Consider the following 20,684-nt stretch of genomic DNA (forward strand, 5'->3'; position numbering starts at 1 on the left):
CCTATGAGTCCGACTTGTCGGAAGTTCTAAAATCCCTCCGGGGAATCTCCGTCGCGTGATTCACGCAGAGTAGTCAAACAGCCCGGATAAAGTTCGCGCTGGAGATCGCGGAAAAACTGCGATCGCCCTTCGGTGGAACTCCACACAGAAGTTGCGTAGCACTTTGCAATCCGGCAACAAATTGCAAAAATTGAGAATTATAGTTTAACCCATACAGAGTTAACCCGTTATGGCAAAAGGACAGGGATTTGGCTTCAGTCTAGGAAAAATGAAAGAACTGACTGAAGCATTCAAAAAAGCACAACAAGTACAAGAAGGTGCCAAACAGCTTCAGGAAGAATTAGACGAACTCGAAGTCACTGGAGAAGCTGGCGGCGGTTTGGTGAAAGTGGTGATGAGTGGCAACCAAGAACCCCGTCGGGTGGAGATTTCTCCAGATGCCCTGGGTGAAGGAGCTGAGGTACTTTCAGAGTTGGTGAGCGTGGCAATGAAAGAAGCTTACACCCAATCCACCACCACCATGCGCGAACGGATGGAACAATTGACGGGCGGACTGAATATTCCGGGTCTCTAATTTCGATTGCCTCGCCCATTTCCCAACAGCGGAAATGGGCGAGCGATCGCATAGCTGGCGCTGTTTTGCAAGGCATCCATCCCTTGACAAAAACGCCAGCTATTTAATTGGGAAAAACCTCGAGGGGACAAACCCGTTACCAGAAATCTCCCGTAGGAGGCAACCGACAATTCGTCCTACAATAACATCTTCTATCCTACCCGATCGCGATCGCGAGCATGCGGCCTGCTGACGAAAAAAATATTACAATTCACCCCATCCCCACCCTGAAGCGGGAAACCACGCCTCCATTGGCGTTACCGTTCTGAGAAACGGCAACCCGGGGGAATCTAGAAAACCACAGAAGTGCAATTCACCACACAACCAGGGAAAAAATCAGCGATGCCTTATAAACTGTTGTTTGTCTGCCTTGGTAACATCTGCCGCACTCCGGCAGCAGAAAACATAATGAATGACCAAATCCGGCAAAGAAACCTACAAGATAAAATTATCTGCGACTCTGCCGGCACATCCAGCTATCATCTGGGGAGTCCGCCGGATCCGCGCATGGTGGAAGCTGCCAAAAAACGGGGCATGACCTTCATCGGACAAGCGCGGCGCTTTCAAAAATCCGATTTTGAGAACTTCGATTTAATCCTGGCAATGGATCGGGAAAACTACGCCGATATTCTCGCCCTAGATCCCCAGCAGAAATACAGACAAAAAGTCCGCATGATGTGTGACTTTTGCCGACACCACCAGCTCAAAGAAGTGCCCGATCCGTATTATGGCGGTCCCCAGGGATTCAACCGAGTCATCGATTTGCTAGTAGACGCCTGCGAGGGAGTGTTGGATTTTGTGATGCAAGGGCAATCGGAAACCGCGAAACCCAACTGAGGAAAGGCAAAGGGTGAAACCGCAATTTGCCATCCGCCACGAGAGTGGGATTATTCGACCATATGATGCTTCATGGCGAAGCGAACTAATTCGGCGCGATTGGTGGTGTCAGTTTTTCTAAACAGGGCGCTGACATATTTTTCCACGGTGCGCGGACTCAGGTGGAGACGATCGCCGATTTGAGCGTTAGAAAGACCCGTAGAGAGTAAATCCAACACCTCTCGTTCGCGATCGGTGAGGGGAATGGACCGAGGCCCCGACTCTCCGGTACAGGAGGATGGTTCGGCGGTTGGGGGAGGGCCGACCTGCAATGGCGATCGCTCCCCATTCCCATTTTTCGGGGGTGAGTGTGGTTCATCTCGCCGCGAGAAACGCCACTGGGCTTGGATAAGCTGCGATCGCTCCAATAGATTGCGAATCACTGCCCCCAACTCTTCCAATTCAAACGGCTTGGGCAAATAAACGTCACACCCAAGCTGATACCCTAAAATCCGTTCCCGGGTTGAGGCGCGCGCGGTCAAAAAAATCACCGGCAACAAGCGCAAGGCCGGTTTTTGGCGAATGCACTTCACCAGATCGTAGCCGTCCATTTCCGGCATGATGATGTCAGTGACCATCAAGTGGGGTTGATATTCCTCCACTTTCAACAGCGCCTCTTGACCATTAACGGCGCTAATCACCGAATAGCCAGACTCCTCCAGATAATGGCAGATCGACAGACGAATTGCAAAATCATCATCAACAACAAGAATCGTCAAGGGCATGGGGGGCAGAGTGCAAGCTTACTGAATGCAGACGCCACCGATGGGGTTGCCGTAAGCAGCCAAACGTGAAATCCAATCCTCCTATGGTCTCCCATTTGACTTCTCCCGGGTTCCACCGCAGTGGCGTCCATAACTTCTAGCCTAAGTCAATTCCCGCTTCAGGGGAAGCTACCTTACCGGGGAGAGACCATTAAACTGGCGGGTTGTGCCAAGTTGCCCGATAAGCTGACCTCTCGCTGATTGGCATCGAGATGGCGCAAGATGTGATAAATGGTTTCCACGCGATCGCTCGCCTGGGCTTTCTGCGCCAAGGCTTCTAGAGACAAGGGTTTTCCTTCGCTTTTCACCACCTGCACCACGCGCTTTTGCAGGTCCAAAATTGCCGCTGCTGCCTTTTTCCCCGCCTCTACACCGGGTTGGTGATAGGCATTAATATTGGTCAGGGAAGCATAGAATCCCACGGCGCGATCGTAAAGCGCGATTAATGCCCCCACGGTGCGCGGATTCACTTCCGGAATCGTCAGGGTAATCGAATCGCGCTGGTTATCGTAAATTGCTTTGCGAGTCCCGTAGAGAAACCCCATTAAATAATCCCCCGTCGTCACTCCAGTATCGATTTCGGGCGACTCTCCGTGGCGATCGTGCAATACCTCAATCAATGTCAAAAAGAAATTCGGCACCCCTTCGCGCAGTTGCTGCACGTAAGCGTGCTGATCCGTGGATCCTTTATTCCCATACACCGCAATGCCTTGATGTACGATATTGCCGTCGAGGTCTTTCTCTTTCCCCAAAGACTCCATCACCAATTGCTGCAAGTAACGACTGAATAGCAATAGGGAATCTTTGTACGGTAGCACTACCATGTCTTTTTCGCCGCGCCCGTTGCCGACAAAATACCAGGAGAGCGCCAGGAGGGCGGCGGGGTTTTGTTTGATGTCCGAAATGCGGGTGGCATCGTCCATTTCCTTGGCACCGGCTAACATGGCGCGAATGTCAATTCCCTGCAATGCGGCGGGGACTAAGCCGACGGCGGACATTTCTGAGGTGCGTCCTCCTACCCAGTCGTGCATGGGGAAGGTGTCGATCCAGCCTTCGGATTTGGCTTGTTTGTACAGGGCACTGTTGTCGCCGGTGATGGCGACGGCATGTTTGGCGAAGTTCAATCCCTGACGGGCAAAGGCGTTTTCTACTTCGATCGCGCCGTTGCGCGTGTCTGGGGTGGTGCCGGATTTGGAAATCACCAAGACGAGGGTGGTAATCAGCCGGTCTTTGAGCTTTTCGAGGAGGGCGTCGATGCCGGCAGGGTCGGTGTTGTCGATAAAGTGAATCGCCATCGGGGGAAAATCGGCGGCGAGGGCTTCTGCCACAAATTCCGGCCCGAGGGCGGATCCGCCAATGCCAATGGAGAGGATGTCGGTGAATTTGGACGCTTCTGGGGGATGGATCTCTCCACTGTGGACTTTTTTGGTCCAGGCTTCGATATGTTCGAGGTTTTCGACGATATCTTTTTTGAGTTCGGCATTGGGGGCCAGATCCGGGTTTCGCAACCAATAGTGCCCCACCATCCGGTTTTCGTCGGGATTGGCGATCGCTCCTTCTTCTAAGGCTTCCATGTCTTTAAAGGCTTTCTCGAATTTCGGCTTCATGGATTCGACGAATCCTTCATCGAATCGCATCCGACTGACATCGAGATAGAATTGTAGCCCTTCGTGATAGTAGAGCCAGTTTTGATAGCGTTGCCAGAGTGCAGCAGCATCCATACGATTTCTCAACTTATCTTGTTTTCACTAACCACAAGTTTACAAAAGAGAGGTGGAATGCTATTGTCTGTGGGAAGCATTTTCCCGGCAGTATAGACACAATCGTGCCGGCGAATGAGGACTATCGCGCCGCATCAATTCCTTTGTAACTACTCATTCACTTATAGGCGTCTCCCACCTCGGGAATGGGGAGAATGCGAAGGAACTTGACTACGTGACCGATGACCTCGATGGCAATCAGGTAATTGTCGAAGCGAAACCGATAAAAAATCGGACTGGAACCCAACTGATGGAGGTCTGGCAAGTCTTGGAGGCGATCGAGATGCACGAATTTATGGAAGACGAACTCATAGACCCGCTCAAAGTTTGGGGGCTTTAAGCGGTTTAGATCGCGAAGAAACGACCGAGTGTAGCGCACGTCGAGAAGCACGGATGGCAAAAGTTTCCCCTCTCTGACTAGACAGCAGGGATGTTTGAGTGATTAGAGATTATCATAGCAACTCCAAAAATTTTATGGCCGCTTCACGGGTGAGGCTATCTCCCGGGGTCAGATTGCTCTGGGCTTCCTGAATTGCCCGCAGCACGTACAGGTCGTAATAAAGACTTTCTACCACATTCCGGACTTGTTGTAAATCCTCATCAGACATTTGCTCGACTTGCCAATACAGTTGATGAATTAGGTGGCGGACTTTTTTTCTCAAAACACTCATGGATTTGCCTAGCTCGTGAGTTGTTGCTGCTAGTTTATCCTATTTTAGAGTCGGTAGAGGAAATTTTCGATGCGCCTCCTATGGGGCAAGTTTTGGCGACTATCACCTCCGCTTTCACTTGGGATGCAGCCCCATTTTACGGGAGATTAGCCAATCTTTGAACCGATCCGGGAACCGGGCGATCGCGGCTTTCACGTAAATGCCCTCCCCTACTAAATAGCGGGTTTTTGGTTTGGGGGAAGCGATCGCATGGATTGCGGCTTTTGCTACATGTTCGGGTGCAATCCCCGTGGTTTCCGATGCAAACATATTTGCTTTTATGTTTTCCACCATTTCTCCATACAGGCGTTTGAATTCGGTGGGATTGGGGAGGGTATCGATAATTTTCTCCGCCGCCGTTAATGATTTATGCCAAATCGGGGTATTGATGCTTGCCGGTTCGATGAGGCTAACCGCAATGCCCCAAGGTTGCAACTCCATTCGCAACGAATCGGTTAAGGCTTCTAGGGCAAATTTTGAGGCACAATAAGGGCCGAGAAAGGGAAAGGCAATTTTGCCGGAAACTGACCCCATATTCACGATTCGTCCTCGCGCTTGGCGTAGTAATGGCAAAAACACCTGGGTGGTGGCAATTTGTCCGCAAACGTTGACATCTAACTGCTTTCTGAGTTCTTCGATGGGAATGAATTCTAATGGGGAAGCAATGGCAATGCCGGCATTGTTGATTAAGGCATCTAAACCGCGATCGCCTACGGTTTCGCGCACTTTTTGGCAAGCGGTTTCCAGGGTTTGGCGATCGCAGATATCGATAATCACGGGGGTCAATCGTTCGGACGCGAGTTGTTTTAATGCGTCTGCATCTTCCCACTTGCGAACGCCTGCAAATACTTGATAGCCTAATTCATCCAGTGCGATCGCGCAAGTTTTGCCAATGCCGGTGGATGCCCCTGTAATCACAACTGTGGGATTGACTTTTTCCTTCATTTGTGCTATAATAATAAACCCTATTTATTGCAATCAATCAAGCCAAATATTCAACCTATTTATAGCAGGTGTGAACGAATTTTGTTGGCGTTGGCGGTAGTTTGGCTCAGTTCCCAGAGCAATAATTCTGGGAACGAGGCCAACCTTTTTCCCTGCAATTTTCCCTAAACTTATTGTAAATCTAAAAGCGGTTCATCTAGGGGAATAGAGGGTTGTTCGAGAGGTCGAATGATAGTCGGCGATGTGGTATTTTCGCGTGCCTCTTGTTGAAATATGGCTTTCAAAGCCATATTGAGAGTTTCTGCCATCACGATTTGATTTTCATAGGCAACAATGACCCGAGCTAAAATGGGCAGACTATTTTCTTCGGCTTCGATGTAAAGCGGTTCGACATAGAGCAAAGACTGTTCGATAGGAATGACTAACAAATTGCCTTGAATCGCGCGAGACCCTTGGCGATTCCACAGAGAGATTTGCTGGGAAATAATCGGGTCTTGATTGATGCGCGCTTCAATTTGCTCTGGTCCGTAGACTAGTTCTTGTTTGGGGAACTGGTAGAGCAAAAGTTTGCCATAATTAATGCCATCGGAACGACCCGCCAACCATGCAATTAAGTTGTTGCGACTTTTCGGCGTAAAGGGGTGCAGCAGAATAAATTCTTCTGAGGTTTCCGTGGGAAGTTTCATAATCAGATAGTAAGGTTCCACGGGTTGGCGTTCGCTGGCATAGATTTCGTTTGGAACCCGCCATTGGTCTTCTCGGTTATAGAAGACTTGGGTATCGGTCATGTGGTAGGTGAGCAAGCGTTCGGATTGGATATTAAAGAAATCCACCGGATAGCGAATGTGACTGCGAAGCGTCACCGGCATGGTGTCGATGGGTTTGAGCAGGTTGGGAAAAATAGCGTTCCAGGTATTGATAATGGGGTCCGAGGGGTCGGCGATGTAGAAATCCACGTCACCATTGTAGGCATCCACGACGACTTTGACCGAGTTGCGGATGTAGTTAAATTTGTCCGGACCGGGTTCGGAATAGGGGTAGCGATCGCTAGTGGTATAGGCATCGACGATCCAGTAGAGGAAGGTATCGTCGGAGGGGGAAGATTGGGTGGAGGGAGAGACGCCAGGGTTGTATAATCGGGTATTGGCCACCACCAGATAGGGGTCGCTATCGAATTTCAGGAATGGCGCGATCGCTTGAATGCGCTGTTTGATATCCCGGCGGAATAACAACTTGGTGTCCGGGGTAAAATTATCCGTAAATAACATTTGCCAATTATTTAAGTATTTGGCAAAGCTCAAGCGACGCCACCAAGCGCCGATGGGAATCCCACCGTTCCCGTCGTAGGTATTGTAAACATTTTCATCGCCACTGGGATAGTCCAGTTCTTTCACCTTGCTGGGGGCCATGACGTAAGTATCGGTAATTTCGCCGTAGTAAAGGCGGGGATGACCGATGGGAATGCTGGCGCGAATCCGATCCTCTGTGGTGCGTAAGGTACTTTCGATAACGCTAGAGGGGTCTATGCCGATATCCCGGACGAAATAATCGGGTAAGCCGCCCGGACCGACAGTATTCACGGGGCTGAGGGTAAAGCCGTAGCCGTGAGTATAAACCAGGTGTTGGTTAATCCAGGTTTGGGCTTCGGCGGGAACGGCGCTGTAGTCCAGTTCGCGGGCGGCGAGGATGACTTGCTGGCGTTCCGTGGGGGGTTCGTTGGGTTCCGGGTCGGCTTTTTTCAGGGTATAGCGATCGATGTCGGCGTCGGGAAATTTGTAGTAAAGGCGAATTTGCTGGAGTTGACGATTGGTTTGCAGGAGGGGGCGGCTATCCCAGAGGCGGATATTGCGGATAGTGAGGTCATTTTCCAGGATATCCTCGTAGGTGAGGGTATCTTGGGGGTTAAAGATTCGGACATCGATGCGGGCGAGGTCGAACGCTTGGCGAGTAAAGGCGATGCTGCGTTCGATGTAAGGGCGTTCCCGTTCGAGTTCGTTGGGTTGGACGATAAAGCGCTGTACTGCGCCGGGGATCAGGTAGCCGCCGATCGCCACCAGGGAGATATATACACCTAATATCTGCAGAACGCGCCCGAGTTCTTGGGGTTCGCGTTTGCCTCCTCTGAGTTGGAAGAGGAGAAACAGGGCGATCGCGGCGGCGAGGAGGCTCAAGCCGGTATCCATCCAGAGTTCGGCATTGGCTTCGGTATAACTGGCCCCATAGGTGACGCCGGCAGCTGAATAAAGTAGTTGATAGCGCAGCAGCCAATAGCGCAGGGCGATCGCCAACATCGTAGCAGCGCCCAAACCATGTAGGTGGCGCAATTGGGCTTCGGAAAAGCCGGGAAATCGACCTTCGCTGATGCTATTTCCGGAGACGAGATAGACGATTCCCGAGGCGCATAGGGCGAATAACAATACCCCAATTAGCCAAAATTCTAGTAATTCCCACAGGGGAAAGGTGAAGATATAAAAGCCAATGTCTCGGTGAAATACGGGGTCGGTGAGATTAAAGGCGCTGGGATGGAAAAAGACCAGCACTTTGGCCCACTGACCGGAGAGGATGGATCCGAAGCCCAAACTGAGTAAGGCGGCGATCGCGTAGAGCACGCGCGGTTCTATCATCACCACCACCGTCAACAGCAGCAGCAGTCCCATTTGCCACCAGCTTGCGGACGCCTGCTGAAAGACTTCTTCTCCGGATTTAATGCCAAATCCTACTGGGATGGAGGGAGAATCCACCAACATCCAAGAGTTGGGTTGCCAATATTCTGCTGCGACTTGCCCGTAGTAAATCACGATCGCCCCCACCAGGAGTCCCAAGAGTGCCAGCAGCGCCAATAGGGTTTCCAGGCGCACGGCGGTGGCGGGATTGGGGGTGGGGAAGGGGGGGTTGGGAATGGGATAGCTAATTTGGCGCTTCCATCGGTCTTGTCCTTGGGGTTGTTGGGGGAAACTGCGGCTGAGTAGTCCTAATTTCCCATACTTGAGCCGAGACGCGAGGAGGAGATTTGCGCCGAGAAAGCCGCCGGTCATCAGGAGTCCCAGCAGCAGTAAGGCAAAGCGGGTTCCGATCCGCAGCCAAAATACGTCTGAGTAGCCTACTTCGGCAAACCAGAGGCTTTCGGTGGTGATGCGGGCGAATAGCTCTATGCCGATCCACAGACCCAGAATCACCGCGATCGCCGGCAAGGCGCTTTGCCACAACCCTTTTTGCATAGCAATTTTAGAATAATAGAGTTTAGACTGTAGAGTTTTAATTTTAGCTCGCTGGCAGGTTCAACGCCCGAGTGCGAGGGCTTCGATACATTTTCTTTGCTTATTTTCCCAATGATTTTTATCCCCTCCTCGGGAGGATAGAGGTGGAGTGGCTTGGCTCCCTGGACTCCGAAAAATAGGAGCCGAAGAGTCGAGAAACAAAACAGCGGCGGCGAACGAAAAAGAATATTTTCCGATTTTCCGACCTTCTGTTTCCCGACTCTCCGGCAAAAAATGTGCAATTTAGATGTTTTAAATCCGAAAGAGAAGGAAAGAGCGGGCGATCGCGAATGGTCGCGTTAGCTGTACTGTTGACCGGAGCGCTGATCCGACTCCAGATTAAACAGCACTCGTAACGTTTCCATTGCTTGACGGCGCGCCTCAATATCTTGCTGCGCCCGCAATTGCACCATTGGGTCGTGTAAAATCTTATTAACGATCCCGCGCGTGAGGGCTTCAATCACCTCTTGATGTTTTTCAGCAAATTCCGATCCCAAGCGAGACAGAGCTTTTTCTAACTCTTGTTCGCGAATGGTTTCGATTTTTTGCCGCAAGCAGCTAATGGTGGGCACGGTTTCCAGACTGCGCCACCACACATCAAACGCTTCGACCTCTTCTTCGAGCAATCCTTCCGCTTCCATTGCCATTTGGCGGCGACTTTCTTGGTTTTGAGCCACCACAGCTTTCAAGTCATCCACATTAAATGCTTGAACGTTGGGCAATTCGTTCACATCGCCGTCCACATTGCGCGGGACGGAAATATCAAACAGCATCAATTGGCGATCGGGGTTTAAACCGGATTCGAGTACCGCGCGATCGAGCAGGGGTTGATTAGAGGCGGTACTGGTAAAGACAATATCCGATTCGGCAATCACCTGCATCATATCCGACAACAGATGAAGTTGCAGTTCCACATCTTTAAACTTAGCCGCCAATTCTTCTGCCCGTCGCAAGGTGCGGTTGACGATGCAGATTTCCGTGGCTCCTTTCGCCAGGAGATGTTGCACCAGCAGGCGAGACATTTTACCCGCGCCAAGAATGGTGACGCGAGAACTGGCAAAATCTTGCATTTTAACCAAGGCGAGTTCCACCGCCGCCGAGCTGATGGAGACTGCACCGGTGCCGATGCTGGTTTCGGTTCGCACCCGCTTCCCTGCGGTAATGGCTTGTTTGAGCAGGCGGTTGAGAATGCGTCCGACGCCTTTATGTTGCTGGCCCAGTTTGTGGGTATTTTTGACCTGAGCGAGGATTTGCCCTTCGCCGAGTACCAAGCTATCCAAACCGGCTGCCACGCGCATCAGATGCATGACGGCATCTTCTTGCAGCAAAATAAACAGATGTTGGCGCAGTTGCTCGACGGGGAACTGACTGTGTTCCGAGAGAAATTGGATTAATTCTCGAACCCCGGCGTCGGTGGAGCTGGTGACGAAATAAATTTCTAAGCGATTGCAGGTGCTAAGGATAGCAACTTCTTCAATATGGGGATAACTGCATAAATGGGCGATCGCTTCTTTCGTCTGCGGTTCTGGAATGCTTAGCTTTTCGCGAATTTCAACCGGTGCTGTCTTATGGCTAAGACCTACGACTGCAATATTCATCCTTTCTCCCTGAAGTTTTTAGTCTTGCAAGCCTGACGCGATGTACTTGTACTGGAAAGACCAGTATTGAATTGCGTCCAGAGCGATTGAATTAATCGAGTTGTTTTGTGTGTATCTTAATTCAACCCGGGGTGCATTTGTACCCTGCACCGCATTTCCCGAACGATCTGTCCAGGCTTTTCTCGCCGTTCCACCACTGTTTTCCGAGGGCGGAGAGGGGCGGCATTGTCTGGTCCGCCCCACAGGCGGAAGTCGGAAAAATAGTGTGAGAGCCGTTCGGGATACTCACTCCTCTATTCCCCAATTTATCTGACTTTTTCCGTCTTCCTGGTGCAACAGCGCCTCAACTTGTGGGTTAACGCAATTGCAGGTTCTTCGGATGGTCGAACATGTGAACCGTGTCCACAAAGCGAGCGGTTTGCGACTGACTCGAAATCACCAGGGCTTGAGTGCGCGCGCCGCCGTGGAAGAAGCGGACGCCTTCCATCAAGGTACCGGGGGTAATGCCACAGGCGGCGAACAGCACGGTTTCGCCACCGGCTAATTCTTCCGCGTTGTACACTTTATCGGGATCCTCGATCCCCATTTCTTTCAGGCGAGCGATGTTGCCTTCTTTGCTTTCGCCAATCAGTCCGGTTTTTACCACATCGGGGTCGTAAATGAGCTGACCTTGGAAGTGTCCGCCCAAGCAGCGCATAGCGGCGGCGGAAATCACGCCTTCTGGTGCCGCACCGATACCCATCAGGGCGTGAATGTTGGTTCCGGAGAAGGCGCAAGACAAGGCGGCGGAGACGTCGCCATCGCTAATCAGACGCACCCTGGCTCCAGCGGCACGGATTTCTTCGATCAGTTCTTTGTGACGGGGCCGGTCCATGACCACCACCACCAGTTCCTCGATGGAACGATTCATGCAATCCGAGATAATTTTCAGGTTCTCGGTGGGGGTTTTATTGATATCCACATGGTTTTTGGCCACGGCGGGGGCCGCCAGTTTCTTCATGTAGAAGTCTGGGGCGCGGAATAGTCCGCCTTTTTCGGAAATGGCGAGTACCGCCATCGAGCCGTTTTGTCCGTAGGCGACCAAGTTGGTGCCTTCGCAGGGGTCAACGGCAATATCGATTTCGGTGAGCTGATCGGGTTCGCAGTATTGACCGGCATCTTCGCGGGTGCAGATGCCTACTTCTTCGCCGATGTACAACATCGGGGCTTCGTCGCGCTCTCCTTCACCGATGACGATTCTGCCGCGCATGTGGATTTTGTTCATCCGTTCGCGCATTGCTTCTACCGCTACGTGGTCGGCGGTGTTTTTGTCGCCTTTACCCATCCATCGAGCGGAGGCGATCGCCGCTTGCTCGACTACTTCAATAATCTCTAAGCCGATTACATTATCCACGGAAATTTATCCTCCCAACTGCCTTACTAGGCGCATATCTGCTGGCTACAACCGTCTAAAAGTCTATCAGAGTCCGGATACCCTTGCCGATTCTGTCTGGGCTGAGTTTTTGTTAAGTTTTGCTGCGCTTCGGGACTGGCGCTTCTGTGACTTAGACTGGGAGGGAATTTCGCGCTTTTGAAAATTTTATGACACTCCACTTTGGCTTTTGGCGCTTTTCCCGCTGTGGGCAGTTTGGCGGTGGCGATCGCACCTACGCACGGATCCTCCTTCGCGGGGTTTCCCCCTTGGGTAAATCACAATCCCTTTTGCCCTAAATACCGACTCTGGCAAAAAGCTGCTACTCTGGTTTCTGCAGCAATCCCCTATCCGAAGCGCGCAAATCAACTCATGCAAGACATCTTAGGTGTTGAGGAGTCGGCCATTGACTTTCCAGAGGATCCGGTAAGCCCGCTCGCCCTGGGTCGCGATCGCCTATTTTCCCACCCCACCGACAATCTCCCCCCGTCTGGTGGGTTCGATGGCGATTTTTATCTGCGCTCTTACCCCGATGTAGCCGCAGCGGTTGCCACTGGCTCGTTTGACAGTGCGTGGCAACATTGGCTGCTCTACGGTCAGGGGGAAGGTCGCTGGCCGGTGCCTCCTGAGTCCCCGGCGGATGCGATCGCCGTGGATCCCCTGACCGGCAACTCCCCGGTTTCTGTGCAACTGCAAAACCAGTTCTCGACTTTACCATTAAGTTTTATTACAAATGCTGGACAATTTGACCCTGATGTGCAGTTCCAGGTCAAAGGTGCCGGCCATACTCTGTTTTTCACGCCGGAGGAAGTGGTCTTCTCCGCCTCGGCACCCAGCGCGCCTCAAGGTAACGCCGACCCCCTGACTACGGAGGTGCGTCAGCGCTTTCTCGGTGCTAATCCCCAACCGGCGATCGAAGGTAGGGACAAACTCCCCGGGGTCGCCAACTTCATCGGCACCGATTCTTCCCTCTCCTACCATAATGTTTCCACCTATGAAAACATCGCCTATCGTCAACTTTACGAGGGCATTGACTTAATTTATAGCGGCACCGATGGCACCCTGAAAAGCGAATTTATTGTCGCCCCCGGTGCTGACCCCAACCAAATCCAAATCAACTATAGCGGCACGGAGGCCATCACCCTGCGCGAGGATGGCGCACTTATCTTGCATACTCCCCTGGGCGAATTAATCGAAACTGCTCCGGTGGTTTACCAAGATATCGAAGGCACCCGGGTCGCCATTTCTGCCTCTTACCAAATCGGGGAAAATAATACGGTTGCTTTTAATCTGGCCGAATACAATCCAGACTATCCCCTAATCATCGATCCAACTTTGCAATATTCCACCTATTTAGGCGGAAACTTGCAAGATACGGGAGAAGCGATCGCGCTGGATGGTGCGGGCAACATTTACCTGACGGGCAACACGATTTCCCGGGATTTCCCCACGCAAATCCCTATCCAAGAAACTCTCAGCAATCCCGAATCCTTCGCATTTGATGCCTTTATCACCAAAATCTCTAACGATGGCAGTTCCATCATTTACTCTACTTACCTCGGGGGCACTGGTGAAGAAAACAGCTTAGATATCGCCGTTACTGCAGGGGGCAATCCCATCATCACCGGGCAAACTCGTTCCCCGGATTTCCCCACTACCAATACTGCATTGCCGCCGCCGGAGGTGGAGGAAGATGCCGATCGCGTGGATGCCTTTGTCACTAGACTGACGTCCAATGGCGCTTTTCTGGAATACTCTACTTACTTAGGCGGAACTCAATTCGATTCGGGGAATGGAATTACCCTGGATACAGAAGGCAACATTTACGTTGTCGGGGAAACCAATTCCCAGAATTTCCCTACTGTAAATCCGATTCAAGATACCCTGGGAGAAGGGGGACAAGAATCGGATATTTTCATCAGTAAGTTTTCGCCGGTGGGCGAGTTGCTGTACTCTACCTATTTGGGCGGATTTAGTCGGGATGTGGGGAATGCGATCGCGGTGGATACTGGCCAAAATATCTATATCACCGGCCAAACCAATGCGGATAATTACCCCTTGGTGAATGAATTTCAACGGCGTTTCAGCGGGGGCGGCGATGCGTTTGTGACGAAGCTCAATCCCGAGGGCAGTGAGTTGATTTTCTCCTCTTTCTTGGGAGGACGCGATCGCGATGTGGGGAATGCGATCGCCGTGGATCCGGCAGGAAATGTGTATGTGGCCGGCACCTCCGGGGTCCCGCGCGCGGCACAACCACAAGCGATTCAAGGGTTAGGGGATTTCCCGGTGGAAAATGCCTTGCAAGGGTCTTTGCGTGGGTTATCCGATGCCTTTGTCACGAAACTGTCTCCTAGTGGCGAGACGGTGATTTTTTCCACCTTTCTGGGCGGAAGTGGTTTTGAAGAAGGCAACGATATGGCGATCGACCGGGAGGGGAATGTTTACATTACCGGGGAGACCAATTCTGCGGACTTGCCTACCTTATTTGTGGTACAACCCTCCTTTGGCGGGAGTGGCGATGCGTTTGTGGGCAAGTTGACGGCGACGGGAGAGGCGATCGACTATTTAACCTACCTGGGAGGAAATGGGTTCGACGCGGGGAATGGAATTGTGGTGGATAGTGCGGGAACTGCTTATGTGACGGGACAAACGGCGTCGGTTAATTTCCCGACGGTGAATCCCTTACCGGAAATGCCGGGAGGAATTGCGGGAGATGCGTTTGTGGCGGCGATCGCACAACCGTTGCCCCCACCGCCCCCGCCACCGCCGGAACCCACACCGCCGCCTGGAGGGGAAGTTCCGCCGCCTGGAGGGGAAGTTCCCCCAGGGCCACCGCCACCGCCGCCACCGCCGCCAACGTTTGAAAACCTAATCGAGTTTGTCTCCCAAACGGGTCTCGATCCGCTGACGGTGTATTTTGACGAGTCGCTTTATTTAGCACAAAACCCGGATATCGCCGCAGCAGTAGAGGCGGGTGACATTGCCAGTGGGTTGGAACATTTTCGGGTGTTCGGCGAGGCGGAGGGACGCGAAGCCCCCACCCCCCTATTCGATGAAGGGGAGTATCTGGTGGACAATCCCGATATTGCGGCGGGGGTTGCGGCTGGGGTGTTTGAAAGTGGGTTCGACCATTTCGTGAATTTTGGGTTTTTTGAAGGGCGCGATCGCCGCGCGACGCTTTTTCTGGAAGACTTTTATCGCGAGCAAAATCCCGATATCGCTGAGGCGATATCGGCGGGGGTTTTTGATACGGCATTCGGTCACTATATCCAATTCGGACAGTTTGAAGCACGCCGTCCTAATGTGGCTTTTGACGAGAATTTTTATCTGGCCGAAAATCCAGAAGTGGCGGCGATCGTTCGCGCCGGTGGGTTTAACAGTGGGTTCGACCATTTCGTGGAATTGGGGGAATTACAGGGTCGTCAACCTAGCCCGATTTTTAACGAAAATGCCTATCTACTGGCGAATCTCGATGTTGCCCGGGCGGTGAATCGCGGGGTGTTTCGCAGTGGGTACGAACATTTCGTTTTGTTCGGTTTTGAGGAGGGCCGTTCCGGTACGGGATAAGCTACAATAAACCAGCGCCAGTCTCGTCAAGGTGCAAACCTCCCTGGCGATCGGGTGTGGTTTTCCCTCCTTGGCGATCGGGCAATTCATTTGTAAGGTATTTTGAAACCAGAACGTTTCAATGCTTTAAAATCTTCTGAGTACAATTACATAATAAGGAGGAAAACCTTGTCCGTACAGACCGTTGAAAAACGTTCCACTGTTCGCAAAACAGCACCGCGTTATCGCGTGTTGCTGCATAATGATGACTTCAATCCGATGGAATATGTGGTGCAAGTGCTGATGCAAACGGTGTCGAGTCTGACTCAACCCCAAGCGGTCAGCATTATGATGGAAGCCCATACCAACGGAATCGCATTGGTGATTACTTGCGCCCAAGAACATGCCGAGTTCTATTGCGAAACGTTGAAAACCCACGGACTGACGAGTACGATCGAACCGGACGAGTAGCAACAAAGGCGCTGAAGCGTGAAAGATTATTTGAGTCGCGTTGGGAAATATCCCGCGCCCGCGAGATTGGCACTTTTCTTGCTGTTGCTTCTCGCCGTTTGGGGTCCGATTGGTTTACCCCTTTATTGGCTCGTTCCGGACCCAAATTGGGCGGGCATTCTGGCGATGACCGGCTTATATGCCGCGTTTATTTTCCTCGCCCGGTTGTGGGGTCGCTATGTCTACGGGCAACCTCAGATTCTGCGCCTTTATGGGCTAGAATTCTCTCGCAAAAATGGCCAAGACCTCTTCGGAGGACTTGGCCTTGGTTTGTTCGGTTTGCTGAGTTTGTTGACCCTGGAAACTCTGCTGGGATGGTTGGAATGGCAGGTGCCGAATCTGTCCGGTTTGCCCCTGGTGATGGGGGAAGGGTTGCTGGTGGCTTTGGGGGTGGGGTTTGCTGAGGAATTGTTATTTCGCGGCTGGTTGTTAGATGAGTTACAGCGCGATTATTCCCCGGGAGTATCGTTGGGGGCGAATGCTACGATTTTCGCTGTGCTGCATTTTATTAAGCCTTGGGAAGAAATTATTCGCACGTTTCCGGCGTTTCCTGGCTTGGTGTTGTTGGGATTGACCTTGGGTTGGGCGAAGCGATCGCGCGAGGGTCGTCTCGGTAAACCCATTGGCTTTCATGCCGGCTTGGTTTGGGGATATTATATCATTAATGTGGGTCAATTGGTGCAATATTCCGGCGCGGTTCCGGCTTGGATTACCGGGTTGGATAACAATCCGTTGGCGGGGGTGATGGGATTGCTGTTTTTGGGCGCGATCGCCACTGCTATGTATCGCACCAGCCCCCCAGACCTCGCTAAGTGAGAAAACGAACATCCGGCAATTGTATATTATTGAATCGGGAGGATAGAGATGAGAGTTATATTTGCAATAGCCACCAGTTTGATGGCGATCGCGGGATGGGCGATGCCGGTGCGATCGCAAGACAGCGCCCCGGTTTCTGAGTCCGCGCCTCGGGCACAAGCCCCGGTAACGCGCGAGCAAATTGTCCGCGCTTGCGTGCAAGACCGGGTGGAAGTTTTACCCCCACTTTATACTGATGTTCCCCGGAATCATTGGGCCTATTCGTCGGTACAAAAAATCGGCTATTGCGGTCCGTTTCGTTCCGCAACACCACCGGAATTAATAGAAAGATTGATTCGCGAAGGGGATTTGTTGCCGCAGCAATAGCGGGGGATTGAAGCGGGCGATTAAAATCGCGCCAAACCAAACCAAGTCCGCCTACGCGGACTCTTTTTTTTACTCGTTACCAGGGTCAATTGAAGCTTTGGTGCGTGACCCCCGCCTCCAATCAGCGGTGAAATTGCCTCACCGAGTCCCGGGGGTCACGCACCCTACGGTGGTTATCGCTTTTTTCGACAATTATCGCAATGACCGCAACGCATGTTTTTGGCGGCGTCAGAGAAGCCGAATGCTGCTAATAAGAATTGCCAGCGACAGTGGCGGGTAAAGAGAAATTGTGCCATTTGTTTGGTTGCATTTTCGTTCTCCAATGTGGCGGGGAAATTGTGACCGGAAATGATATAATGAAACGGATCTCGCCATTGCAATTGGCCGGTACTGTGGAGCAGAGAAAGGGCGATCGCGCCGTTTTTGTATTTCCGAGTTACTGCGGCGATATTGCCTTGGGGGGGTAGTTTTTTGGCCAGTTGGCGGGCGCGTTGGTATTGCGATCGCTGCTGGGTGGCAAAAAATTCCCGTCGCTGTTTGTCTCCCGGATCGAGGAATCCGGTACATTCGCTAACCAGGGAAAGCGCGATCGCGGGTTTGCCATCGCGACCGGCGCGACCTACTTCTTGGATATATTCCGATAGCAATGCAGGGGTTTGGAAATGCACCACCCACCGCACGTTGGGTTTATTCACCCCCATGCCAAAGGCGCAGGTACAGACCACAAATTGCAGGCGATCGCTCATCCAGGCGCTTTCGATTTCCCGACGTTCTCGGGCACTTAAACCGGCGTGATAGGCGCGATTGGAAAAGCCTTCTTTGCCTAAGCGGGCGGCGAGTTTTTCTGCATCTTTTCGGGTGCGAACGTACACCAACCCGGCTTGCGATCGCTGGGATTTAATCACCTGAATTAACTGTTGCCAACGGTGTTTTGGCGTCCAAGCAATTTTAATTTGTAAATCCAAATTCGGGCGATAGGGATTATTTAAAAATAGTTGCGGTTGTTGCAGTTGCAATACCTTTTTGATTGTCTGTTGGGCGGCGGAATCTGCAGTGGCGGTAAAGGCAGCGATCGCCATTTTCGTTCCCGCCGGTTTCGACTGCAGCAACGCCGGACGCACCGCACCCAAACGCCGATAAGCCGGTCGAAAGGTATCCCCCCATTGTACCAAACAATGGGCTTCGTCCAAAATTAAACCATTTATCGGTAATTCCGGTTGCGATAAGCGTTCCCAAACTGGGGGACTCAGCAGGGTTTCCGGTGACAGATAAAGCAAGCGCAATTGATTTCGTTCGATTGCTGCGAGAGTTTTGCGCCGTTGCTGTTTGTCTTGTTCCCCATGTAACAATGCGGCGGAAAGCTGTCGCTGGTGCAGTTCTTGCACTTGGTTTTCCATCAACGCCACCAACGGCGACACCACGAGAGTAATGCCGGTTTGCAATATGGCGGGCAGTTGAAAGCAAATGGACTTCCCGCCACCAGTGGGTAACACAATCAGGGCGTCTTTCCCTTGCAAAAGGGTTTGCACGATTTCGCCTTGGGGGGGTCGAAAATCCGCATAACCCCAAATTTGCCGAAAGGCTTCGCGAACGTCGTTCCAGGATAAATTTCGATCGCAATTCATGGAAAAAACGGTATCGTTAAGGCAGATGATTGAGTAATTTTACTGGATTAAGATTGTGGAAGTTGAAATTATTGCCCATCGCGGTTTCTCTAGCATAGCACCGGAAAACACCCTGGCGGCATTTTCGGCGGCGATCGAACATCAAGCAGATTCCATTGAGTTTGACGTGCAGTTGAGTGCGGATGGGGTACCGGTGGTGTTCCATGATGCCACCTTAACTCGGATTACGGGTACCCTGGGCAAAGTTAGAAAAAGGACCGTGGCTCAACTGAAGGATCTGGATGCTGGGGTGTGGTTTAGCGATCGCTATCGCGCTGAACCAATCCCTACGTTAAAAGAAGCGCTGATTGCGATCGAATCGCTGAAAAAGTTTCTCTATCTGGAAGTCAAAACTCATCGCGCTTGGTCCGATACTCAAATCGATGAATTAGTGGATTTATTGCTCGAACTGGGATGGGCAAATCGCTGTATTCTGGCTTCGTTTAATCCGTTATTTATCGACCGAGTTCGTCAAAGAGCGGATATGCTCAATTTTGGCTATATCGTTTCTACCCGCAAGGGATATCGCACGCAATTAGTGAAAGCAGCCAATGCCGGCAATACGGTGATAATGAGTGCCTATCCGCTGTTGCTCAAATATCCGGGTTTGATTAAAGCCAGTCAAGAGCGAGGGGTCGATGTGGTAGCTTGGACTGTGGATAAACCCAAGGATTTTCAAAAGTTAGTGGAACTCGGTGTAGTTCGCATCGAAACCAATTGTTTGATCGGCCCTGGAGTGACGAAAAAGCGGCGGTTTTTACTGCGATCGCGATTCATGGATTGACCTGTGGCCTGTGCGGTGCCCTTTTCCTCGATTGAAGTGTATGGTGGACAATGCCTACCCTACCACTCCAGTAGCATGCCCACCATACAACTTCTATTTTACCGCTACTACCGCTAAGTTCCAAGCATAGCGCTTCATTAGCGGAATTTTTTTCAAAATTTTATCGAGGGTTTCCAATGCTAGATATTCCGATTCTAATCGCTCTGACTCGATAATAATCTTTTTCCAATAGCGCTCTTGGTTGGGATGGACTTTTTCAATCAAATAGAAGCGCAAAAATATCCAAAGAGTGGCCAGCCAAAAGGTATCGTAATGGGTTTGTGCAAATAGGGAACTGACAAAGTGGACGATATTAATATCTAGGGGCATTTCTGCTTCGGTTCTGACTTCAGTGGCCATGCGACGATAAACGTTAATAATCGGATTGTGCTTTAACGGATCCCAGAAACAAGCTTTTCCCCCGGGTTTGAGAACCCGGTGCATTTCTTGAATGGCTTGATGGGGGTCGCCGATATGGTGCAGCAGGTTAGCTGCATAGACAAAATCAAAGGTATTGTCGGGAAAATCTATGGCGATCGCATTGGTAATTTTTCCCTCGATTTTGACGTGATTTTTCGCCGCTAGCTGCATCGCTACCTCTACCATCCCTGGGGAATAATCCGCCGCCACGCAATCAGCTCCCCGTTGGGCAAAATAAACGCTATTTTCCCCCGCCCCACAGCCTAAATCTAACAAGCGTTTTCCGGCTACTTCTCCCATTTTATCCAGAATAAATCGATTTTCGGGAGCGGTACAGGCGGTAAAGTAATCGGCAACGCGAATTCCATCAATATCGATAGTTGCTGCCCAAGCGTCGTGAAATTGTCGTTCGTTTTCAAATCGATTGTCTGGCATGATTATTGACTGGAAATTTTCAGAGGGTGTTTCTCGTTCTCCATCGGTTCAGTGGCCCTCCTTTGTCATTCTCGCGTCGGCGAGAATCTAGAAATCAAGGGGGTACTTCACCGAGATGAGAACGGCGATAGTAATAAAATAGCAAAATAAAGTTTTGTCGAGGTTAGAGA

General features: G+C 51.4%; 17 protein-coding genes. 7 read left to right on the forward strand and 10 right to left on the reverse strand.

Annotated elements, in window-relative coordinates:
* Positions 1–229: 229 nt before the first annotated feature.
* Positions 230–574 (forward strand): YbaB/EbfC family nucleoid-associated protein, encoded by a 345-nt coding sequence (locus tag LKK83_RS06855; RefSeq protein WP_324630237.1) that lies wholly within the window; start codon positions 230–232, stop codon positions 572–574.
* Between the two features lie 381 nt (positions 575–955).
* On the forward strand, positions 956–1,450 hold the full coding sequence (locus tag LKK83_RS06860) for a low molecular weight protein-tyrosine-phosphatase (RefSeq protein ID WP_324630238.1): 495 nt from the start codon (positions 956–958) through the stop codon (positions 1,448–1,450).
* Between the two features lie 50 nt (positions 1,451–1,500).
* Here the strand turns inward: LKK83_RS06860 and LKK83_RS06865 are convergent, their stop codons facing one another.
* From LKK83_RS06865 to glpX, 8 genes are all read right to left on the reverse strand, one after another.
* Positions 1,501–2,214 carry a response regulator transcription factor gene (locus tag LKK83_RS06865; protein ID WP_324630239.1) on the reverse strand — a complete coding sequence of 238 codons (714 nt, stop codon included), beginning with the start codon at positions 2,212–2,214 and terminating at the stop codon, positions 1,501–1,503.
* 173 nt (positions 2,215–2,387) lie between these two features.
* On the reverse strand, positions 2,388–3,974 hold the full coding sequence (locus tag LKK83_RS06870) for a glucose-6-phosphate isomerase (RefSeq protein ID WP_324630240.1): 1,587 nt from the start codon (positions 3,972–3,974) through the stop codon (positions 2,388–2,390).
* A gap of 157 nt (positions 3,975–4,131) precedes the next feature.
* Positions 4,132–4,404, reverse strand: coding sequence for a cytotoxic translational repressor of toxin-antitoxin stability system (locus tag LKK83_RS06875; protein WP_324630265.1), 273 nt, complete (start codon positions 4,402–4,404; stop codon positions 4,132–4,134).
* A 61-nt stretch (positions 4,405–4,465) separates the two neighbouring features.
* The gene (locus tag LKK83_RS06880; protein WP_324630242.1) at positions 4,466–4,684 is read right to left on the reverse strand and encodes a hypothetical protein; all 219 of its coding nucleotides are present in this window, start codon (positions 4,682–4,684) and stop codon (positions 4,466–4,468) included.
* A gap of 114 nt (positions 4,685–4,798) precedes the next feature.
* Complete coding sequence (locus LKK83_RS06885) at positions 4,799–5,668, reverse strand: SDR family oxidoreductase (protein WP_324630243.1); 870 nt, start codon at positions 5,666–5,668, stop codon at positions 4,799–4,801.
* Positions 5,669–5,838: 170 nt separating this feature from the next.
* On the reverse strand, positions 5,839–8,886 hold the full coding sequence (locus LKK83_RS06890) for a UPF0182 family protein (protein WP_324630244.1): 3,048 nt from the start codon (positions 8,884–8,886) through the stop codon (positions 5,839–5,841).
* Between the two features lie 338 nt (positions 8,887–9,224).
* On the reverse strand, positions 9,225–10,523 hold the full coding sequence (locus LKK83_RS06895; RefSeq protein WP_324630246.1) for a glutamyl-tRNA reductase: 1,299 nt from the start codon (positions 10,521–10,523) through the stop codon (positions 9,225–9,227).
* 355 nt (positions 10,524–10,878) lie between these two features.
* Entirely contained in the window at positions 10,879–11,916 is a 1,038-nt protein-coding gene (gene glpX, locus LKK83_RS06900; protein WP_324630248.1) for a class II fructose-bisphosphatase, read from the reverse strand.
* A gap of 390 nt (positions 11,917–12,306) precedes the next feature.
* On the opposite strand from glpX, the gene LKK83_RS06905 reads away from it, so the two are divergent.
* The 4 genes from LKK83_RS06905 to LKK83_RS06920 all read left to right on the forward strand — a co-directional run bounded on the left by LKK83_RS06905 (position 12,307) and on the right by LKK83_RS06920 (position 17,172).
* The gene (locus tag LKK83_RS06905; RefSeq protein ID WP_324630249.1) at positions 12,307–15,501 is read left to right on the forward strand and encodes a DUF7948 domain-containing protein; all 3,195 of its coding nucleotides are present in this window, start codon (positions 12,307–12,309) and stop codon (positions 15,499–15,501) included.
* A 168-nt stretch (positions 15,502–15,669) separates the two neighbouring features.
* Positions 15,670–15,951 carry an ATP-dependent Clp protease adapter ClpS gene (gene clpS / locus LKK83_RS06910; RefSeq protein WP_324630250.1) on the forward strand — a complete coding sequence of 94 codons (282 nt, stop codon included), beginning with the start codon at positions 15,670–15,672 and terminating at the stop codon, positions 15,949–15,951.
* Between the two features lie 18 nt (positions 15,952–15,969).
* A complete protein-coding gene (locus LKK83_RS06915; RefSeq protein ID WP_324630251.1) occupies positions 15,970–16,806 on the forward strand; it encodes a CPBP family intramembrane glutamic endopeptidase in 837 nt (278 codons plus the stop codon).
* A 48-nt stretch (positions 16,807–16,854) separates the two neighbouring features.
* Positions 16,855–17,172, forward strand: coding sequence for an S-layer protein (locus LKK83_RS06920; RefSeq protein ID WP_324630252.1), 318 nt, complete (start codon positions 16,855–16,857; stop codon positions 17,170–17,172).
* Between the two features lie 173 nt (positions 17,173–17,345).
* Here LKK83_RS06920 and LKK83_RS06925 read toward each other — a convergent pair whose 3' ends face one another.
* The gene (locus LKK83_RS06925) at positions 17,346–18,797 is read right to left on the reverse strand and encodes a RecQ family ATP-dependent DNA helicase (protein WP_324630253.1); all 1,452 of its coding nucleotides are present in this window, start codon (positions 18,795–18,797) and stop codon (positions 17,346–17,348) included.
* Between the two features lie 55 nt (positions 18,798–18,852).
* Between LKK83_RS06925 and LKK83_RS06930 the strand changes: the two genes are divergently transcribed.
* A complete protein-coding gene (locus LKK83_RS06930; RefSeq protein WP_324630254.1) occupies positions 18,853–19,620 on the forward strand; it encodes a glycerophosphodiester phosphodiesterase in 768 nt (255 codons plus the stop codon).
* A 93-nt stretch (positions 19,621–19,713) separates the two neighbouring features.
* Here the strand turns inward: LKK83_RS06930 and LKK83_RS06935 are convergent, their stop codons facing one another.
* Complete coding sequence (locus LKK83_RS06935) at positions 19,714–20,514, reverse strand: class I SAM-dependent methyltransferase (protein WP_324630256.1); 801 nt, start codon at positions 20,512–20,514, stop codon at positions 19,714–19,716.
* Positions 20,515–20,684 lie beyond the last annotated feature (170 nt).

Origin of the sequence: Phormidium sp. CCY1219, assembly GCF_035615515.1 — a bacterium.
Taxonomy (GTDB): Bacteria; Cyanobacteriota; Cyanobacteriia; order Cyanobacteriales; family Laspinemataceae; genus CCY1219.